The sequence below is a fragment of the uncultured Polaribacter sp. genome, assembly GCF_947501385.1.
In the GTDB taxonomy this organism is placed as follows: Bacteria; Bacteroidota; Bacteroidia; order Flavobacteriales; family Flavobacteriaceae; genus Polaribacter.
In genome coordinates this window covers 1-16161 of the sequence record NZ_CANMVP010000034.1, presented here as the reverse complement: position 1 = coordinate 16161, position 16161 = coordinate 1, and the positions used below count along the sequence as shown (strand labels likewise).

General features: G+C 32.2%; 13 protein-coding genes. 4 read left to right on the top strand and 9 right to left on the bottom strand.

Annotation, left to right across the window (positions count from 1 at the left end; translation table 11 throughout):
* Positions 1-1791 (bottom strand): excinuclease ABC subunit UvrC, encoded by a 1791-nt coding sequence (gene uvrC, locus Q0998_RS17335; protein WP_299672146.1) that lies wholly within the window; start codon positions 1789-1791, stop codon positions 1-3.
* Between the two features lie 166 nt (positions 1792-1957).
* Here uvrC and Q0998_RS17330 point away from each other — a divergent pair, with 166 nt between their 5' ends.
* From Q0998_RS17330 to Q0998_RS17315, 4 genes are read left to right on the top strand one after another with little or no spacing between them, the layout of a single operon-like run.
* Positions 1958-2326, top strand: coding sequence for a hypothetical protein (locus tag Q0998_RS17330; protein WP_299672145.1), 369 nt, complete (start codon positions 1958-1960; stop codon positions 2324-2326).
* Position 2327: 1 nt separating this feature from the next.
* Positions 2328-2966, top strand: a complete 639-nt coding sequence (locus Q0998_RS17325; RefSeq protein WP_299672143.1) for a hypothetical protein — start codon at positions 2328-2330, stop codon at positions 2964-2966.
* Between the two features lie 39 nt (positions 2967-3005).
* On the top strand, positions 3006-3833 hold the full coding sequence (locus Q0998_RS17320) for an ATP-binding protein (protein ID WP_299672141.1): 828 nt from the start codon (positions 3006-3008) through the stop codon (positions 3831-3833).
* Entirely contained in the window at positions 3799-4479 is a 681-nt protein-coding gene (locus Q0998_RS17315; protein ID WP_299672139.1) for a response regulator transcription factor, read from the top strand. Before Q0998_RS17320 ends, Q0998_RS17315 begins: the two co-directional genes overlap by 35 nt.
* Positions 4480-4497: 18 nt before the next feature.
* On the opposite strand, the gene Q0998_RS17310 is transcribed toward Q0998_RS17315, so the two are convergent.
* From Q0998_RS17310 to Q0998_RS17275, 8 genes are all read right to left on the bottom strand, one after another.
* Positions 4498-5094 (bottom strand): DUF4230 domain-containing protein, encoded by a 597-nt coding sequence (locus Q0998_RS17310; protein WP_299672137.1) that lies wholly within the window; start codon positions 5092-5094, stop codon positions 4498-4500.
* 31 nt (positions 5095-5125) lie between these two features.
* Complete coding sequence (locus Q0998_RS17305) at positions 5126-5743, bottom strand: lipoprotein signal peptidase (RefSeq protein ID WP_299672135.1); 618 nt, start codon at positions 5741-5743, stop codon at positions 5126-5128.
* Positions 5744-5786: 43 nt separating this feature from the next.
* On the bottom strand, positions 5787-6434 hold the full coding sequence (locus Q0998_RS17300; RefSeq protein WP_299672133.1) for a hypothetical protein: 648 nt from the start codon (positions 6432-6434) through the stop codon (positions 5787-5789).
* A 109-nt stretch (positions 6435-6543) separates the two neighbouring features.
* Complete coding sequence (locus Q0998_RS17295; RefSeq protein WP_299672131.1) at positions 6544-6921, bottom strand: TraR/DksA C4-type zinc finger protein; 378 nt, start codon at positions 6919-6921, stop codon at positions 6544-6546.
* 4 nt (positions 6922-6925) lie between these two features.
* On the bottom strand, positions 6926-10393 hold the full coding sequence (ileS, locus tag Q0998_RS17290; protein WP_299672130.1) for an isoleucine--tRNA ligase: 3468 nt from the start codon (positions 10391-10393) through the stop codon (positions 6926-6928).
* Between the two features lie 114 nt (positions 10394-10507).
* Positions 10508-12487, bottom strand: coding sequence for an OmpA family protein (locus Q0998_RS17285; protein WP_299672129.1), 1980 nt, complete (start codon positions 12485-12487; stop codon positions 10508-10510).
* 16 nt (positions 12488-12503) lie between these two features.
* Entirely contained in the window at positions 12504-13421 is a 918-nt protein-coding gene (locus Q0998_RS17280; protein ID WP_299672128.1) for a type IX secretion system membrane protein PorP/SprF, read from the bottom strand.
* Between the two features lie 20 nt (positions 13422-13441).
* Positions 13442-16161 (bottom strand): gliding motility-associated C-terminal domain-containing protein (locus tag Q0998_RS17275; protein WP_299672126.1); only part of this gene is annotated, 2720 nt, incomplete at its 5' end.

Below are 16161 nucleotides of genomic sequence, written 5' to 3'. Positions count from 1 at the left end.
TTATTTTTTATGGTAAAAATTATGCACTTTTAGAGCTCTAGAGTTGCCTATTACTTCTTTTAATTCTTCTAATGAAGCTTCTTTAACCCGTTTTGCAGATTTAAATTTACGCAATAATGTTGTAATTGTCTGCGTACCAATGTCAGGAATTTCTTCTAACTCAGATTTTATGGCACTTTTGCTCCTTTTATTTCTATGAAACGTAATCCCAAATCTGTGTGCTTCATTTCTTAAATACTGCGTTATTTTTAACGTTTCAGACTTTTTGTCTAAATACAACGGTATGGGATCGTCTGGGTAATAAATTTCTTCTAATCTTTTTGCAATTCCAATAATGGCAATTTTACCACGTAAACCCAAGATCTCTAAACTTTTTAAGGCAGACGATAATTGTCCTTTTCCACCATCTACAATAATAAGTTGTGGCAAGGGTTCATCTTCTGCCAACAAACGCTTGTACCTTCTGTAAACCACTTCTTCCATAGAACCAAAATCATCTGCCCCAACAACGGTTTTTATATTGTAATGTCTATAATCTTTTTTACTCGGCTTCCCATCTTTAAAAACTACGCACGCTGCCACAGGATGCGTCCCTTGAATGTTCGAATTATCGAAACATTCGATATGACGCGGTTCTACACTTAAACGCAAATCTTTTTTCATTTGCGCCATAATTCTTTTTACGTGTCTGTCTGGATCAACAATTTTAATTTGTTTGAATTGTTCTTGTCGGTAATATTTGGCGTTCCTTTCAGAGAGCTCTACAATTCTTTTTTTATCGCCTAATTTTGGGATGGTTACTTTTACAATTTCACCTAAATTCACTTTAAATGGAACATAAATTTCTGGAGATTGTGAGTTGAAACGCTGTCTTATTTCAACAATAAACAATTCTAACAATTCTTTGTCTGACTCGTCTAATTTTTTCTTAATTTCTGTAGTATGAGATTGAATGATAGCACCGTTAGAAATTTTTAAAAAATTTGCATATCCATGTGTTTCATCAGAAATGATAGAAAATACATCAACATTATTTATAGACGGATTTACAATGGTGCTTTTTGCTTGATAATTGTTTAACCTGTCTAGTTTTTCTTTTATTTTCTGCGCTTTTTCAAACTCCATCTTTTCAGAATAATCGAACATCAATTGTTTAAAATGATCTAAACTTTCTTTAAAATTTCCTTTGATGATATTTCTAATTTCTTTGATAGAATTGTCATAATGAGTCTCGGTTTCTAAAGCTTCGCAGGGTCCTTTGCAGTTTCCTAAATGATATTCTAAACAGACTTTGTATTTTCCTTCATTAATTTTCTGTGCGCTTAAATCGTACTTACAGGTTCGTAAAGCATACAATTCTTTGATAAGATCTAATAAAATTCTTACCGTTTTAACAGATGTATAGGGCCCAAAATATTCTGAGCCATCTTTGATAACCCTTCGCGTTAAAAAAACTCTCGGAAAACGTTCTTTTTTGATACACAACCAAGGGTAGGTTTTATCGTCTTTTAATAAAACATTATATCTGGGTTTGTATTTTTTAATCAGGTTGTTTTCTAATAGTAAAGCATCTGTTTCTGTATTTACTACAATGTGCTTTATTTGTACAATGTTTTTTACTAAAACCCTTGTTTTGCCACTATCGTGATTTTTTGTAAAGTAAGAAGCAACTCTTTTCTTTAAATTCTTCGCTTTACCAACATAAATAATAACCTCGTTTTTATCAAAAAATTGATATACTCCGGGTGTATTTGGTAAGGTTTGTATTTGAAGTTCTAAGGATGCAGGCATGCCACAAAATTACGCATTTTTAAACATGCAGAAATAAGATCTTCTTAGAAAAATAGAAATGAAAAAAGTAAAATTCTAAAAACTTTTTAATCTTACCATGTTTCTTATATTTTTAGTTAAATTTATCACCTAAACAAACTTATTTATTTACCAAACTTAATTAATTATGGCAGAAAAAAACACAATTACTTTAAAGAAAGCTAAAAGATGGACTAAGAGATGGCGTAAAATGGAAGATTCTTATAATGATCATCAACATTGTAGAGCATTTAATATTCCTTTAATCGATTTACAAGAGGTAACAAAAGAACCAGGTGTTGCAAGCGTACGTGGCTATATTGGTGTTGAAAAACAAATTATTGAAGGTGAAACAGTTTTTACAGAAAAACTAATTATTGTTGGCGTAAATGCACAAGGAAAAGATATGATTTCTTCTAAAGATGGTGAAACCTTAGATGACGATAGTGGTAGAATTTTTGACGCAACTCAACCCTGTCCAGATTTATGTGATGATTCTAGTCCATTAAACGGCTAAAATGGAGTTGAAAGAAATTATCAATTTTATTGCCAATTTAGGTAATATTATTTTAGTTATTAATATATTTCTTTTTTTTAAAAGCTATCGTAAAAAAACGGTAGCTTTTAAAATTATAGCATTTTACCTATTATATGTTTTAGTTATACAACTTAGTATGTCTTATCTTAATAGTCGTAAAATACCAAATCTTTATTTTACCCATTTCTATTTTATCGGTCAAATTATATTTCTAAGTTTTTTTTTCTTGAGAGAATTTAAAAATATATTGCTTTCGAATATTATAAAAATATACTTAGTTTTGGTACTTGTTTCCTTAGGTATTTACTATTCATTTTTACCAGAAACCTTTTTTAAACATAATATTTTTGAGGTTTTAATTACTTCTATCCCTTTAATTGTTTATAGTTTTATTTTTTTAATCAGAAGATTAGATAGTTCAAATAAGAAATTTATTTACCTGAATTCGGGTTTATTTCTTTATATTTTATGCAGCACATTAATTTTTATTGCAGGAAATTTAAAATCTGATATCAAATTAATTATTTGGCTTTTTAATGCATCTCTTTACATTGTTTATCAGCTACTAATCTCTTTAGAATGGTATAAAAACTTTAGACTAAAAAAATTAAAGTCATAAATATAGTATCTTTGGTTTCTATAAACTGAATCCTCTAAAATGGAAAGTCTTTTTTCCGAAGAAAACCAAATTATTGTAATTATCATTACAGCCGTTTTAGTTTTACTATTAATGGCAGCAGCTTTATTGGGCTTCTTTTTTGTTTCTCGAAAAAAAATAATTGCAAAAGAATTAGAGAAAAAGACGTTGGTTATCAACCATCAAAAAGAGAGCATACAAGCAATTATTGTTACCCAAGAAAACGAACGTACAAGAATTGCACAAGACTTGCATGATGACATTAGCTCTAAACTAAATGTAATCAACTTAAATGCAAACCTATTAATTGATGGCAGTTTAGATGCTACAGAAACCCTATTCATCAATAAAAAAATATTAGAAATTACACACAAGAGTTTGCAAAGCGCTAGAAAAATTGCACACAATTTATTACCACCTGTATTGAGTAAATTAGGCTTAAAACCAGCTATTGAAGAATTGTGTGACGATTTTAATAGTAGCAAAAAAGTAACTATTTCTTATACGGTACATTATGTAAAAGAGAGCTTATCTAGCCAGCGAGAGTTGCACTTATTTAGAATCTTACAAGAATTAATTAACAACTCTATTAGACATGGCAAAGCCACAAAAATAGATTTAAATTTTGAGGAAAGAAAACAAAGTTTTATTTTTGAGTATTCTGACAATGGTATTGGTTTTAATGTAGAAGAAACGTTGTCTAAAAAAGGGTTAGGGCTAACCAATATAGAAAACAGAGTAGCAATTCTGCAAGGAAAAATGCATTTAAAAAGTGCTATTAATAAAGGTTTTAATATTTTAATTTCCCTCGAAAATGAATCACCAAATACACATAGCAATTATAGATGACGAACAGCTTTTTAGAGAAGGCATCCGTTTTATTCTTGAAAAACAAGAAAATTTTAATGTTGTTTTTGAAGCAAATAATGGTCAAAAATTACTAGATTTTATTGACAGTACAGATCAATTACCAGATGTTATTTTAATGGATTTAAAAATGCCTGTGTTAGATGGTATTGAAGCTACAAAAATGATTCATAGAAAGCATAAAGACATAAAAATTATTGCACTTACCAGTTATAATAACAAATCTTTTATAACGAGTATGATTGATTTTGGAGCGTCTTCTTATTTGTTAAAAAACACCTCACCAAAAGTGGTTGTAAAAACCATAAACCAAGTGTTTAAATATGGCTATTATTATGATGATCATGTAATGGATATTATCAATGAAAACGCACACTCTTCCAGTGGAAAAAAGATAAAAGCACAATTAAACAACAATCACCTTTCTAGAAGAGAAAAAGATGTTTTAGAGCTTTTATGTGAACAATTAACAACCTCAGAAATTGCAGGTAGATTATTTATAAGTCCAAGAACAGTAGAAGGCCATAGAAATAGTTTGTTATTAAAAACAGCCTCTAAAAATGTTGCTGGTTTGGTTATTTATGGAATTCAAAAAAGATTGATTGAAGTTTCACCAGACTTCGATTGATTTATTTTTAGATAAAAACTACTCTTTAAACGCTTCTAAAAAATCTGATTTTGTATTGTCTACAACTTGCCAATTGTAAATGGCAGAAAGCTGATAAATTTTAGAAATTTCTTTAAAAAAACGTACTTTTGCCTTCTTTTTTAAATCGGTAATTTCAATAGTTTCTTTTATTTTTTCGATACTTTTTTCGTTGATCTTATTCAATTCCGTTTTCGAGAAAGTATTGAACGAACTTTGTTGCAAGTCGAAATACTTTATATCGGGCGCAATGGTAATTTCCTCTTTTGGTATTTTGTTAATGTAAATTTTCTTCTCTAAACTGTCTATTTGTATTTCTAATTGAGATAAGTCATACCCAACCTCAACCGTTGCATTTACAGTAACAATAGCTTTTTTATCGAAAGATAAATAGTTGTAAAAGTATTTTTTAGAATCAGAATAATTGTATACTTCAGAGAACGTACCACTAGAGACTACTAATTTTCGAAGATTTTTAATAGAGTTTACCACCACCTGAATTTCTTCTTGTTTGTGATTTTCAATTTTTGGGGCATACCAAAACTTTGCAATTAAAAAACCCAATAAAAATATAGCAATGTATTTTAGAAAGCGCATTTTATAAAACTTTCTTTAAAGATACTAAAGATTATGCTTTTAGCTGTTTCTCTTCTTTAGGAAATGCTTGCTTGCTAAAAAAAAACAACAAGGCAACACCAATACTTATAAAAGCATCTGCAGGGTTAAAAATATATTGAAAAAAAGTAAAAAATTCTCCTCCCACAAAAGGAATCCAGTCTGGTAAAACACCTTGCCATAAGGGAAAATAGAACATGTCTACAACCTTTCCATAAAACAATTCTCCGTAAGGTTTGTCTGCAAAAAGTGTGGCTACTTTATGATTCGAATCATCAAAAATAATTCCGTAAAAAACAGAATCTATAATATTACCTACTGCGCCAGAAAATATCAAAGAAATGGCAATTACAACTGCATTGTGCACTTTTCGTTTGATTGTACCCGCTAACCAATAAATAATTGCACCTACTGCCACAATTCTAAATAAAGTTAAAAAAAGTTTTCCTGCTTTTCCACCAAACTCAAAACCCATGGCCATCCCATTATTCTCTGTAAAGTGAATTCTAAACCACTCGAAAACCACGAATTCTTCACCTAAAACAAAGTGTGTTTTTACATAGATTTTTATAACTTGATCTAAAATAATTGCGATGCATATGGTAAGAATTGCCAGCTTCTTTTTTGACATTTTTTTTGAATTTGTGCTCACAAAAATAACAATATTATTGTGTTTATCTGTGTGTTAAGAAAATATTCCCTTTTTTAGTAATAATTGATACTTCTCTAGGTGTCGAAATAGCTGTTTTTTGATATTTTTTGTGGTAGAGCATTCCATCAATTTTAATTTTCCCACTATTAGAAATTACATCTACATGCGTTTTTTTAAGCGTTGCAAATACATTACCTGTATAGAGTTTTAATTCTAAATTTTGTTGAATAGTATCTAACTTCACAATACCATTTTCTATAAAAATTCTCAAATTGCCATGATAACTTTTTGAAGAGATATGAATCTCTTCACCAAAAATAGAAACGTTTGTGTTTTTTGGAATTTTAAGAATTGCAGCAGCTCTTTTTAGTCTTTTTGTAATGTATTTTCGAAAGATTTTTTCTTCCCTTTTAAATGTAGGAATGTTAAATTTTATGACGGTTTCACCATTAACTTCTTTTACTACAATGTGCTGTTTGTTGGGGTTTTCTGCACGTAAGATGATTTCAATAAACTCAGTACCTGAATTTTCTAAAATAAAATTATCTAAACCCATTGTAGAAATACTTACTTCTTTAAATGCGCTTTGAAACTTTTTAGTCGCTGTTTTTTGAGAATAGATTGTTGATGAAAGTGATAAGAATAGAAAAACAATAAATATTTTTTTCATCAGCATAAAAATCTATACGTAGTGTTTTACCTAAAGAATTTAGGTTTTAAAAAAGAATAAATAAAAGCTTTCTACTTAAAAATTTAAGAGAAAGCTTTTAAAATAAATATTATTGTTTGCGTTTTGCTTCGATGCTTAACGTTGCATGAGGCACTATTCTTAAACGCTCTTTTTGTATTAATTTTCTAGTAACTCTACAGATACCATAGGTTTTATTTTCTATACGCAACAAAGCATTCTTTAAATCGCGTATAAATTTTTCTTGTCTTATGGCTAACTGTACGTTTGCTTCTTTGCTCATTACTTCAGAACCTTCGTCAAAAGATTTAAATGATGGCGACGTATCATCTGTACCATTATTGGCATCGTTTTTATAAGCACTTTGTAACAAAGCTAAGTCTTCTTCTGCTCTTTTAATTTTTTTCTCTATAATTTCTTTAAACTCTTGTAAATCTTCATCAGAGTATTTTAATTTAATGTCTGGCATAATGCTACATTTTTTCGATTAATATGCTACTTTTAATGGTATCGAACTCAATTTCTATACCATTTTTTAAATCATCTACAAAAACCAATTCTTTTGTTAATGTTTCACTCATGATATATTCTTTATTTCTTTCAATAGAAGGTTGTAAGTTTTCGAAGTTTAAAACCGTTAATTTAATTTGATCTGTTACTTCTAAACCTGTGTCTTTACGTGCATTCTGAATTCTGTTCACCAATTCTCTGGCAACGCCTTCTTTGTGTAAATCTTCTGTTATTGTTACATCTAAAGCAACGGTTAAACCACCTTCATTGGCTACCAACCAACCTTCAATATCTTTCGATGAAATTTCCACATCTTCAAGCCCCAAAGTTATAGAATTTCCATTAATTTTTATAGAAATATTTTTGTCTTTCTCTATTTTATGAATATCTTCTTGTGTAAATTGCTGAATTTCAGCAGCTACGAAACGCATCTCTTTTCCAAATTTTGGACCCAAAGCTTTAAAATTAGGCTTAATTTGTTTGATAAGAATGTCTGAAGCATCTTCTAAAATCTGCACTTCTTTAATATTTACTTCGTGTTTTATTAAATCTGCAACGGCTAAAATGGCTTCTTTTTGCTGATCATTATCAACAGGAATCATGATTTTTTGTAACGGCTGACGCACTTTTATCTTCTCTTTTGCTCTTAATGACAATACTAAAGAGGAAATGATTTGCGCATTTTCCATTTTAAGCTCTAAAGGTTTGTCTACAAAACTTTCATCAAATTTTGGGAAATCAGATAAATGAATACTTTCTGAAGTTTCTTTATGGGTTACAGCATTTAAATCTTGGTACAATTTATCCATAAAAAATGGTGCAATTGGTGCTCCTAATTTTGCAATCGTAACCATACAGGTATACAAGGTTTGATACGCAGAAATCTTATCAGTTTCGTAAGTTCCTTTCCAAAAACGTCTTCTACTTAAACGAACATACCAGTTACTCAAATAATCTTGCGTAAAATCTGAAATTGATCTTGCAGCTCTTGTGGGTTCGTAGGCTGCATAAAATGTATCGACTTTATTGATTAAGGTATGTAATTCAGACAAAATCCATCGGTCTATTTCTGGTCTTTTTTCTAAGGCAATGTCTTCTTCACTATACGAAAAACCATCAATATTTGTATATAAAGAAAAGAATGAATACGTGTTGTATAAAGTTCCGAAAAACTTACGTTTTACCTCTTCAATTCCTTCTAAATCGAATTTTAAATTGTCCCAAGGATTTGCATTTGCAATCATATACCAACGTGTTGCATCTGCACCATAGGTTGCTAATGTAGTAAATGGGTCTGTCGCGTTTCCTAAACGTTTCGACATTTTATGTCCGTTTTTGTCTAACACCAAACCGTTAGAAACTACGTTTTTATACGCAACCGAATCAAAAACCATGGTGGCAATTGCATGTAAAGTATAAAACCAACCTCTTGTTTGATCTACACCTTCTGCGATAAAATCTGCTGGAAAAGATTCATTCCCATCAATTTTTTGTTTATTTTCAAACGGATAATGCCATTGTGCATACGGCATAGCACCAGAATCGAACCAAACATCAATTAAATCGTTTTCGCGTTTCATGGGTTGTCCAGATGCGGAAACTAGAATAATTTCATCAACAATATTCTTGTGTAAATCTATTTTTGCGTAATTCTCATCAGACATATTACCAACTTCGAAATCTTCAAAAATGTCCGATGGGATGAATCCCATCGCTATTGATTTTTGCATTTCGGTCTTGAGTTCTGATACAGAACCAATACAGATTTCTTCTTTGCCATCTTCTGTTCTCCAGATTGGTAAAGGAATTCCCCAGTAACGAGAACGTGACAAATTCCAGTCGTTTGCATTTGCCAACCAATTTCCAAAACGGCCAGTTCCTGTAGATGCTGGTTTCCAGTTGATGGTTTTGTTCAATTCATACATTCTATCTTTCACATCCGTTACCTTGATAAACCAAGAATCTAACGGATAATATAAAATAGGCTTGTCTGTTCGCCAACAATTCGGATAACTGTGCTTGTATTTCTCTACTTTAAAAGCCTTGTTTTCTGTTTTAAGTTTGATGGCAATTTCAACATCTACAGATTTCTCTGGTGCTTCACCATCAGGATAATATTCGTTTTTTACGTATTTACCAGCAAATTCAGTCACTTCTGGTCTAAACTTTCCTTGTAAATCTACCAACGGAACTAAATGATCGTTCTCATCTTTTACTAATAATGGCGGAATTTCTGGAACGGCTTGTTTTGCAACCAATGCATCATCTGCTCCAAAAGTGGGTGCGGTATGTACAATTCCTGTACCATCTTCTGTAGTGACAAAATCTCCAGCAATGATTCTAAAAGCATTTTCTGGATTGTCATTTGGCAACACATAATCTAAAATTTGCTCGTATTTAATACCAACTAAATCTTTACCTAAACATTCGCCAATGATTCTATATGGAATTTTCTTATCCTCTTTTTTATAATTTTCAAAAGCTGAATTATCATCAACTTGAACAAACTTTTTATCAAATTGTTTATCAACTAATTTTTTAGCCAACACCACTTTGGTGGGTTCAAACGTATATTGATTAAACGTATCCACCAAAACATATTCAATTTTTGGCCCAACGGTTAACGCTGTATTACTTGGCAACGTCCACGGAGTGGTTGTCCAAGCCAGAAAAAAGAAATCCCATTCTAAATCCTTCCCGAATGGAAGTACTTCTGAATCATGCTCTAAATTGAACGCTTTAAAAATATCGTTTTCAGCTCCCTTTCCTTTGGAAAGGGCTGGGGATAGGAATTGTGCAACAACAGTTGTATCCGTAACATCTTGATAGGTTCCTGGTTGATTTAATTCGTGCGAACTTAAACCCGTTCCTGCTTTTGGCGAATATGGCTGAATTGTATAGCCTTTGTAAATTAATTTTTTATTGTAAATCTGTTTTAATAGCCACCAAACAGATTCCATGTATTTTGGTTCGTAAGTAATGTATGGATCTTCCATATCTACCCAATAACCCATTTTTTGGGTCAAATCGTTCCAAATACCTGTGTAACGCATCACTGCTTTTCTACAAGCTGCATTGTAATCTTCAACAGAAATCTTTTTACCAATGTCTTCTTTGGTAATTCCTAATTCTTTTTCTACACCTAATTCAATAGGTAAGCCATGCGTATCCCAACCCGCTTTTCGCTTCACTTGATAGCCCTTCATGGTTTTATACCTCGGAAAAATATCTTTTATTGCGCGTGCCAAAACATGGTGAACACCTGGTAAACCATTTGCTGAAGGAGGTCCTTCAAAAAACACATAAGGCTCTGCACCTTCTCTTGTGGAAACACTTTTTTCAAAAATGTTATTTTCTTGCCAATACTCTAGAATTTCTTCTGCTACTTTTGGTAAGTCAAGTCCTTTGTATTCAGGAAATTTCGCTTTCATTATATCTCTTTTCGGATAAGATTGCGAAATTAATCAATTTATTGAAAACAGCGGGTTATAGGCGCAAAAAAAGAGCCTTTAAAGGGTTCTTCTTATATTTTAAGTAATTGTTTGTTACATTTTTATAATTACAAACTCTGTTCTTCTGTTAGTTTGATGTTGTAAATCTGTACATTTTACGCGATTAGAGTGTGTATTATTATCTACACAATCATTTGTTAATTGGGTTTCTCCAAAACCTTTTCCAGAAATTCTATTTGCGTTAATTCCTTTAGAGATAATGTACGCTACAGTAGATTTTGCTCTTCTATCTGACAATGCTTCGTTATAGGTATCTCTTCCTCGTGCATCTGTATGAGAACTAGATCTAACAATAAGTTTTGGGTATTTGTTCATGACACTTACAATAGTTTCTAACTCTATCGCAGCATCTTGTCTTATGGTCGCTTTATTATAATCAAAGTAGATTGGTTTTATTCTAACGATTAATTCTCCTCTTTCATTGTAAGAAAAATCATTCTCAATTTTTAAAGAAATGTCTAAGTCTAAAACAATGGTTTGTGTATCTGTTGTAGTAAATATATCTGTATCTGATTTGTAATATTCTTTAGATGCTGTTAAGGAGTATTTTAAGTTACACGGTAATTTAAATGAGAATTTACCGAAGGCACCCACTAACGTATCTTTTATAATGATGCCTTTATGATCTTTTAAAACTAGTTTTGAATCTGCTAAAGGATTTTTAAATGTTTTATCTCTAACAACACCAGTAACCATTTGAAAACAGCGTGGTTTTATAATTTCTGGCTTTTGTAATGCTATAACAGCATAGATATCATCATCACCAATACCACCTTCTCTGTTAGAAGATACATACCCTTCTTTCGTAATTGGGTTTATTGAAAATGCAAAATCGTCTAACTTAGAATTTACAGGTGCTTTTAAGTTTATGGGCGTTGTAAAAGCTCCGTCTACTTTAGTACTTGAAAAAACATCTAATGCTCCAATACCAAAATGACCATCTGAAGAAAAATAAAGGATGTCATCTTCTGAAATATATGGAAACATTTCTCTTCCTTCTGTATTTATTTCTAGTCCTAAATTTTGAATCTCACCAAAGGAACCATCTTGATTGATGTCTACGAAATAAAGATCTGTTTCTCCAACACTTCCAGGCATATCTGAAGCAAAGTATAATTTTTTACCATCTTTACTCACAGAAGGATGACCTGTAGAATACTCGCTACTATTAAAAGGAAGTTCTTCTACATTGTCCCATTTAGTATCTAGCCAAACAGCTTTGTATATTTTTAAATTATTATAGCCTTTTTCATCATTTTTGTAGACCCCTTTATTATAATTATTTCTAGTAAAATACATGGTTTTTCTATCTGGAGAGAAGGTAATGGAAGACTCATGGTATTTAGAATTAATTTCGTTTGCAAACATGGGTCTTACATCAGAATTATCATTTTCATTGGTGGTTATTTTTTCTTTAATAACCTTATAGATATCTAAGAAGTTTTTATTGTTTCTTGTATGACTTCTTTTTACAAAAACATTTCTTTGACTTGGTGAAGAAAATAGAATTGTGTTTCCATAATCTGTTACACCAAAATCTGAGTTTATTGTATTTATGCTTCTTAAGTTGGTTACAGAGTAATTTGGTTTACCATTTCTAAGCTCATTTAATGAAGTTTCTGAATCTGTGAAATGAATCGCTCTACTATCATTTTTCTTTAGTTTACGAAACTTCTTCATCCATTTATCAGATTCTTTAAAATTTCCAATACCTCTTAAAGATTGTGCAAATCTAAAAACATATTCTGCTTTCTGAGTCGGGAAATTGGTAAAAAGCTGTCTATAAGCTTCTGATGCTTCTTGCATATTTACATTAAAATAATAACTATCTCCCAATCTTTTTAATACGTGCGCTGTTGCATTTTCTTCTGCCAATTCTTTATACTTTTCTGCTGCTAATGTGTATGATAAATTTTCAAAAAAAGTATCTGCCTTTTTAGTTTCTTTCGTTTGCCCAACTATGGTGAGCGCACTAAATAAAAGTAGGAGGGTAAATGGTATTATTTTTTTCATAATTGTATTTTTAAAACTAGAAGAATCTTGGAGATTTGATTTTATTTCTTTCAAAATCGAAATTAAACAACACAAAAACTTCGTGAGAACCAGAATTGAAATTTCCTAAGTTTGTTAGCGTGTGATCATAAGCATACCCTACTCTTAAACTTCTAGAGGCTCTTACATTTATTAATGCTGAAACAGATTCATCTAACCTATAAGATAAACCAAACTCTAATTTATCATAGAGTAAAACATTTCCAGAAAAATCAATGGATAAAGGAGCCCCTTCTGCTGCCTTAACCATAGCAGATGGTTTTAATTTTACATCTTCTGATAAATCGAACACGTAACCAGAGGTAAAGAAAAAGTGTTTTCTTTCTGAAGCGCTTGAAATTTGACCTCCTTCTTTCTCAAAATGAAACGTTTGTAACAAATTAGGAATTGATAAACCTGCGTAAAACTTATCTGTATAATAAAATGCCCCTGCACCAATATTGGGCATGATTTTATTTGCATTTTGATTTATAAAAGCCTGATCATTATCATTCACTGTATTTAAACAGGGCAAACAAATATTAAAAAACGTAAAACCGGCTTTTAAACCCAATGCTAGATTTGCATCTTTACCAACTTTTAAAGTATATGAAAAATCTCCGTATACATTTTGTTCTTGCACTGGTCCTATTTCATCTACAATAATAGACAATCCTAGACCAACATTTTTACCTACAGGAGCATTTATTCCCATAGTGAATGTTCTTGGCGCGCCATCGATACCTACCCATTGAGATCTTCCCAAAAAATTTAAACTCAAAACATCATAAGACCCAGCATAAGCTGGGTTTATGATATTCATATTATACATGTATTGAGTATATTGGGGGTCTTGTTGCGCTTTTGCAGAAACAGTAAATAATACAACTGCAATTATTGCTATAATTCTTTTCATTTTTATTGCCTTTATCTTTTTTATCTGTTTAAATAAACCCAACCTGTGATTGGTTTTCTTGATCCATCATTAAAGTAAATAATGTAATAGTAAGTTCCTACTGGTACTGGTTTGCTATCATTTAACGTTAATCTTCCTGTTGAATAACCATCCCACCATAAAGGACTTGTTCTAGCATTATTACTATAATCATATACTTGATTACCCCATCTGTTAAAGATCTCTAATTTAAAGTTTGGATATTTAGATAATGCAGGTATCACGAAAGTATCATTTGTTCCATCTCCGTTTGGTGAGAATCCGTCTGGAATTAAATCACAAGTAGTAATGTCTAAATGGTCTGGAATACCATCTGTATCACAGTCTAACATAAACTCATCTATTGTTGCAATGCCATCTCCATCATCATCATTATCTAAATAGTTAGGAATGCCATCTCCATCTTCATCATCATTTTTAACATCACCATCTAGGTTCATGTCTTCGTCTTCTGAGTTGATACCATCTCCATCATCATCTATATCTTGGAAATCTCGTATCCCATCTTTGTCTGTGTCTCTGATATCGTAATTTAAGAGGCCACTATCATCAAATGTTTCTATATCATCATATAAACCGTTACGACCTGAACCGAATTGAGAACCATCTATAATACCATCTCCATCTGCGTCTGGCGCTCCTGAACCTGATTCTTCAAGATCTGTGATTCCGTCTCCATCAGAATCTAAGTCTAAATGATCTGGAATACCGTCACCATCTGTATCTAAGGTATTGTCTCCTCCGTTTTCAATAAAATCTGGAATACCATCATTGTCATCATCTAAATCTTCACTATCTGGAATACCATCGCCATCTGTGTCATCATCATCTAAATAATCTGGAACACCATCAAAGTCATCATCATCATTAGTGATGTCATTATCACCATTATTATCTTCATCTTCTGTATTGATGCCGTCGCCATCGTCATCTTCATCTAAATAGTTTGGAATGCCATCGCCATCTGTATCATCATTTGTTGGATCGCCATCGTTATTAATATCTTCATCTTTGGTGTCAACTCCATCGCCATCATCATCTGAATCTAGATAATTTGGAATGCCATCTCCATCTGAATCGTCATTTGTTGAATCTTCATCATTATTAATGTCTTCATCTTTGGTATCAATGCCATCGCCATCGTCATCGGAATCTAGATAATTTGGAATGCCATCACTATCTGTATCATCATTTGTTGAATCTTCATCATTATTAATGTCTTCATCTTTGGTGTCAACTCCATCGCCATCGTCATCTTCATCTAAGTAATTTGGAATGCCATCTCCATCTGAATCGTCATTTGTTGGATCGCCATCATTATTAACATCTTCATCTTTGGTATCAATGCCATCGCCATCATCATCTGTGTCTTGGAAATCTGGAATGTCATCTCCATCTGTATCGATAGGTGTATAATTTAAGTTACCGCTATCTGGTGCATCTTCTACGCCATCAAATAAACCGTTTGCACCCGAACCTATATCTGAACCATCTATAACTCCGTCGTTATCTGCATCTAATGCTCCGCTTCCAGATTCAACAACATCATTTATACCATCGCCATCTGAATCTAAATCTAAGTGATCTGGAATGCCGTCACCATCGGTATCTAGGGTATCATCTCCTCCGTTCTCGATATCATCTGGAATACCATCATTGTCTGAATCTAAATCTACATCATCGAAAATACCATCGCCATCTGTATCTGTATTCCCATCATCTAAATAATCTGGAATGCCATCATTATCTGAATCATCATTGGTTGGGTCACCATCATTATTTACGTCTTCATCAATGGTATTTATGCCATCACCGTCGTCATCTGTGTCTAAATAGTCAGGAACACCATCGCCATCCGTATCGTCATTTGTTGGGTCACCATCATTATCTGTGTCTTCATCTGAAGTATCAACTCCGTCACCGTCATCATCTGTGTCTAAATAATCTGGTATACCATCGCCATCTGTATCATCATCGGTTGGATCACTATCATTATCAATATCTTCATCTTCGGTATCAACACCATCTCCGTCATCATCAGTATCTTGGAAGTCTGGTGTACCATCACCATCTGTATCAATTGGTATATAATTTAGGGTACCACTATCTGCTGGGTCTTCTAATCCATCAAACAATCCGTTAGTTCCAGAACCAGTATCAGAACCGTCTATGATTCCATCACCATCTGTATCTAAATCTCCATTTCCAGCTTCAGCAACGTCGTTTATTCCGTCACCGTCTGCATCTAAATCTAAATGATCTGGAACTCCATCACCATCTGTGTCTCTATTTGGGTCTCCATCTTGTTCTACTAAATCTGGAATACCATCGTTATCATCATCTAAATCGGTTACATCTGGAATACCATCGCCATCGTTATCTGCTTGAACCGTAATGGTTACCGATTCTGTTCTACAAACTGATGGGTTTACTGTTGTATTACAAACAATATAATCTACCGTTACTATAGTTCCTGCTTCGCCTAATGCAGGTATATAACTCATTTCTCCAGTAGTTCCATCAAAAGTTATTATTCCTTGAGCTGTTCCTGTACTTGCATTTACTAATGAAATAGTTGCACCTGGATCATAATCGTCATTGCTTAACACGTTAATTGTTCCTGTTGTACCTTCAGATACTATTAATACATCCGGTGCTGTTGTTGGTGTTAATGGATTTGGATCTGTGGTGTCTGGATTCC

What these genes read in the sequence shown, in the direction of transcription:
- Q0998_RS17315 (WP_299672139.1), top strand. Translation starts at nt 3,799, where the DNA reads ATGAATCACCAAATACACATAGCAATTATAGATGACGAACAGCTTTTT.
- Q0998_RS17280 (WP_299672128.1), bottom strand. Translation starts at nt 13,421, where the DNA reads ATGAAAAGAATTATAGCAATAATTGCAGTTGTATTATTTACTGTTTCT.
- Q0998_RS17330 (WP_299672145.1), top strand. Translation starts at nt 1,958, where the DNA reads ATGGCAGAAAAAAACACAATTACTTTAAAGAAAGCTAAAAGATGGACT.
- Q0998_RS17285 (WP_299672129.1), bottom strand. Translation starts at nt 12,487, where the DNA reads ATGAAAAAAATAATACCATTTACCCTCCTACTTTTATTTAGTGCGCTC.
- Q0998_RS17300 (WP_299672133.1), bottom strand. Translation starts at nt 6,434, where the DNA reads ATGAAAAAAATATTTATTGTTTTTCTATTCTTATCACTTTCATCAACA.
- Q0998_RS17310 (WP_299672137.1), bottom strand. Translation starts at nt 5,094, where the DNA reads ATGCGCTTTCTAAAATACATTGCTATATTTTTATTGGGTTTTTTAATT.
- Q0998_RS17295 (WP_299672131.1), bottom strand. Translation starts at nt 6,921, where the DNA reads ATGCCAGACATTAAATTAAAATACTCTGATGAAGATTTACAAGAGTTT.
- ileS (WP_299672130.1), bottom strand. Translation starts at nt 10,393, where the DNA reads ATGAAAGCGAAATTTCCTGAATACAAAGGACTTGACTTACCAAAAGTA.
- Q0998_RS17305 (WP_299672135.1), bottom strand. Translation starts at nt 5,743, where the DNA reads ATGTCAAAAAAGAAGCTGGCAATTCTTACCATATGCATCGCAATTATT.
- Q0998_RS17325 (WP_299672143.1), top strand. Translation starts at nt 2,328, where the DNA reads ATGGAGTTGAAAGAAATTATCAATTTTATTGCCAATTTAGGTAATATT.
- uvrC (WP_299672146.1), bottom strand. Translation starts at nt 1,791, where the DNA reads ATGCCTGCATCCTTAGAACTTCAAATACAAACCTTACCAAATACACCC.
- Q0998_RS17320 (WP_299672141.1), top strand. Translation starts at nt 3,006, where the DNA reads ATGGAAAGTCTTTTTTCCGAAGAAAACCAAATTATTGTAATTATCATT.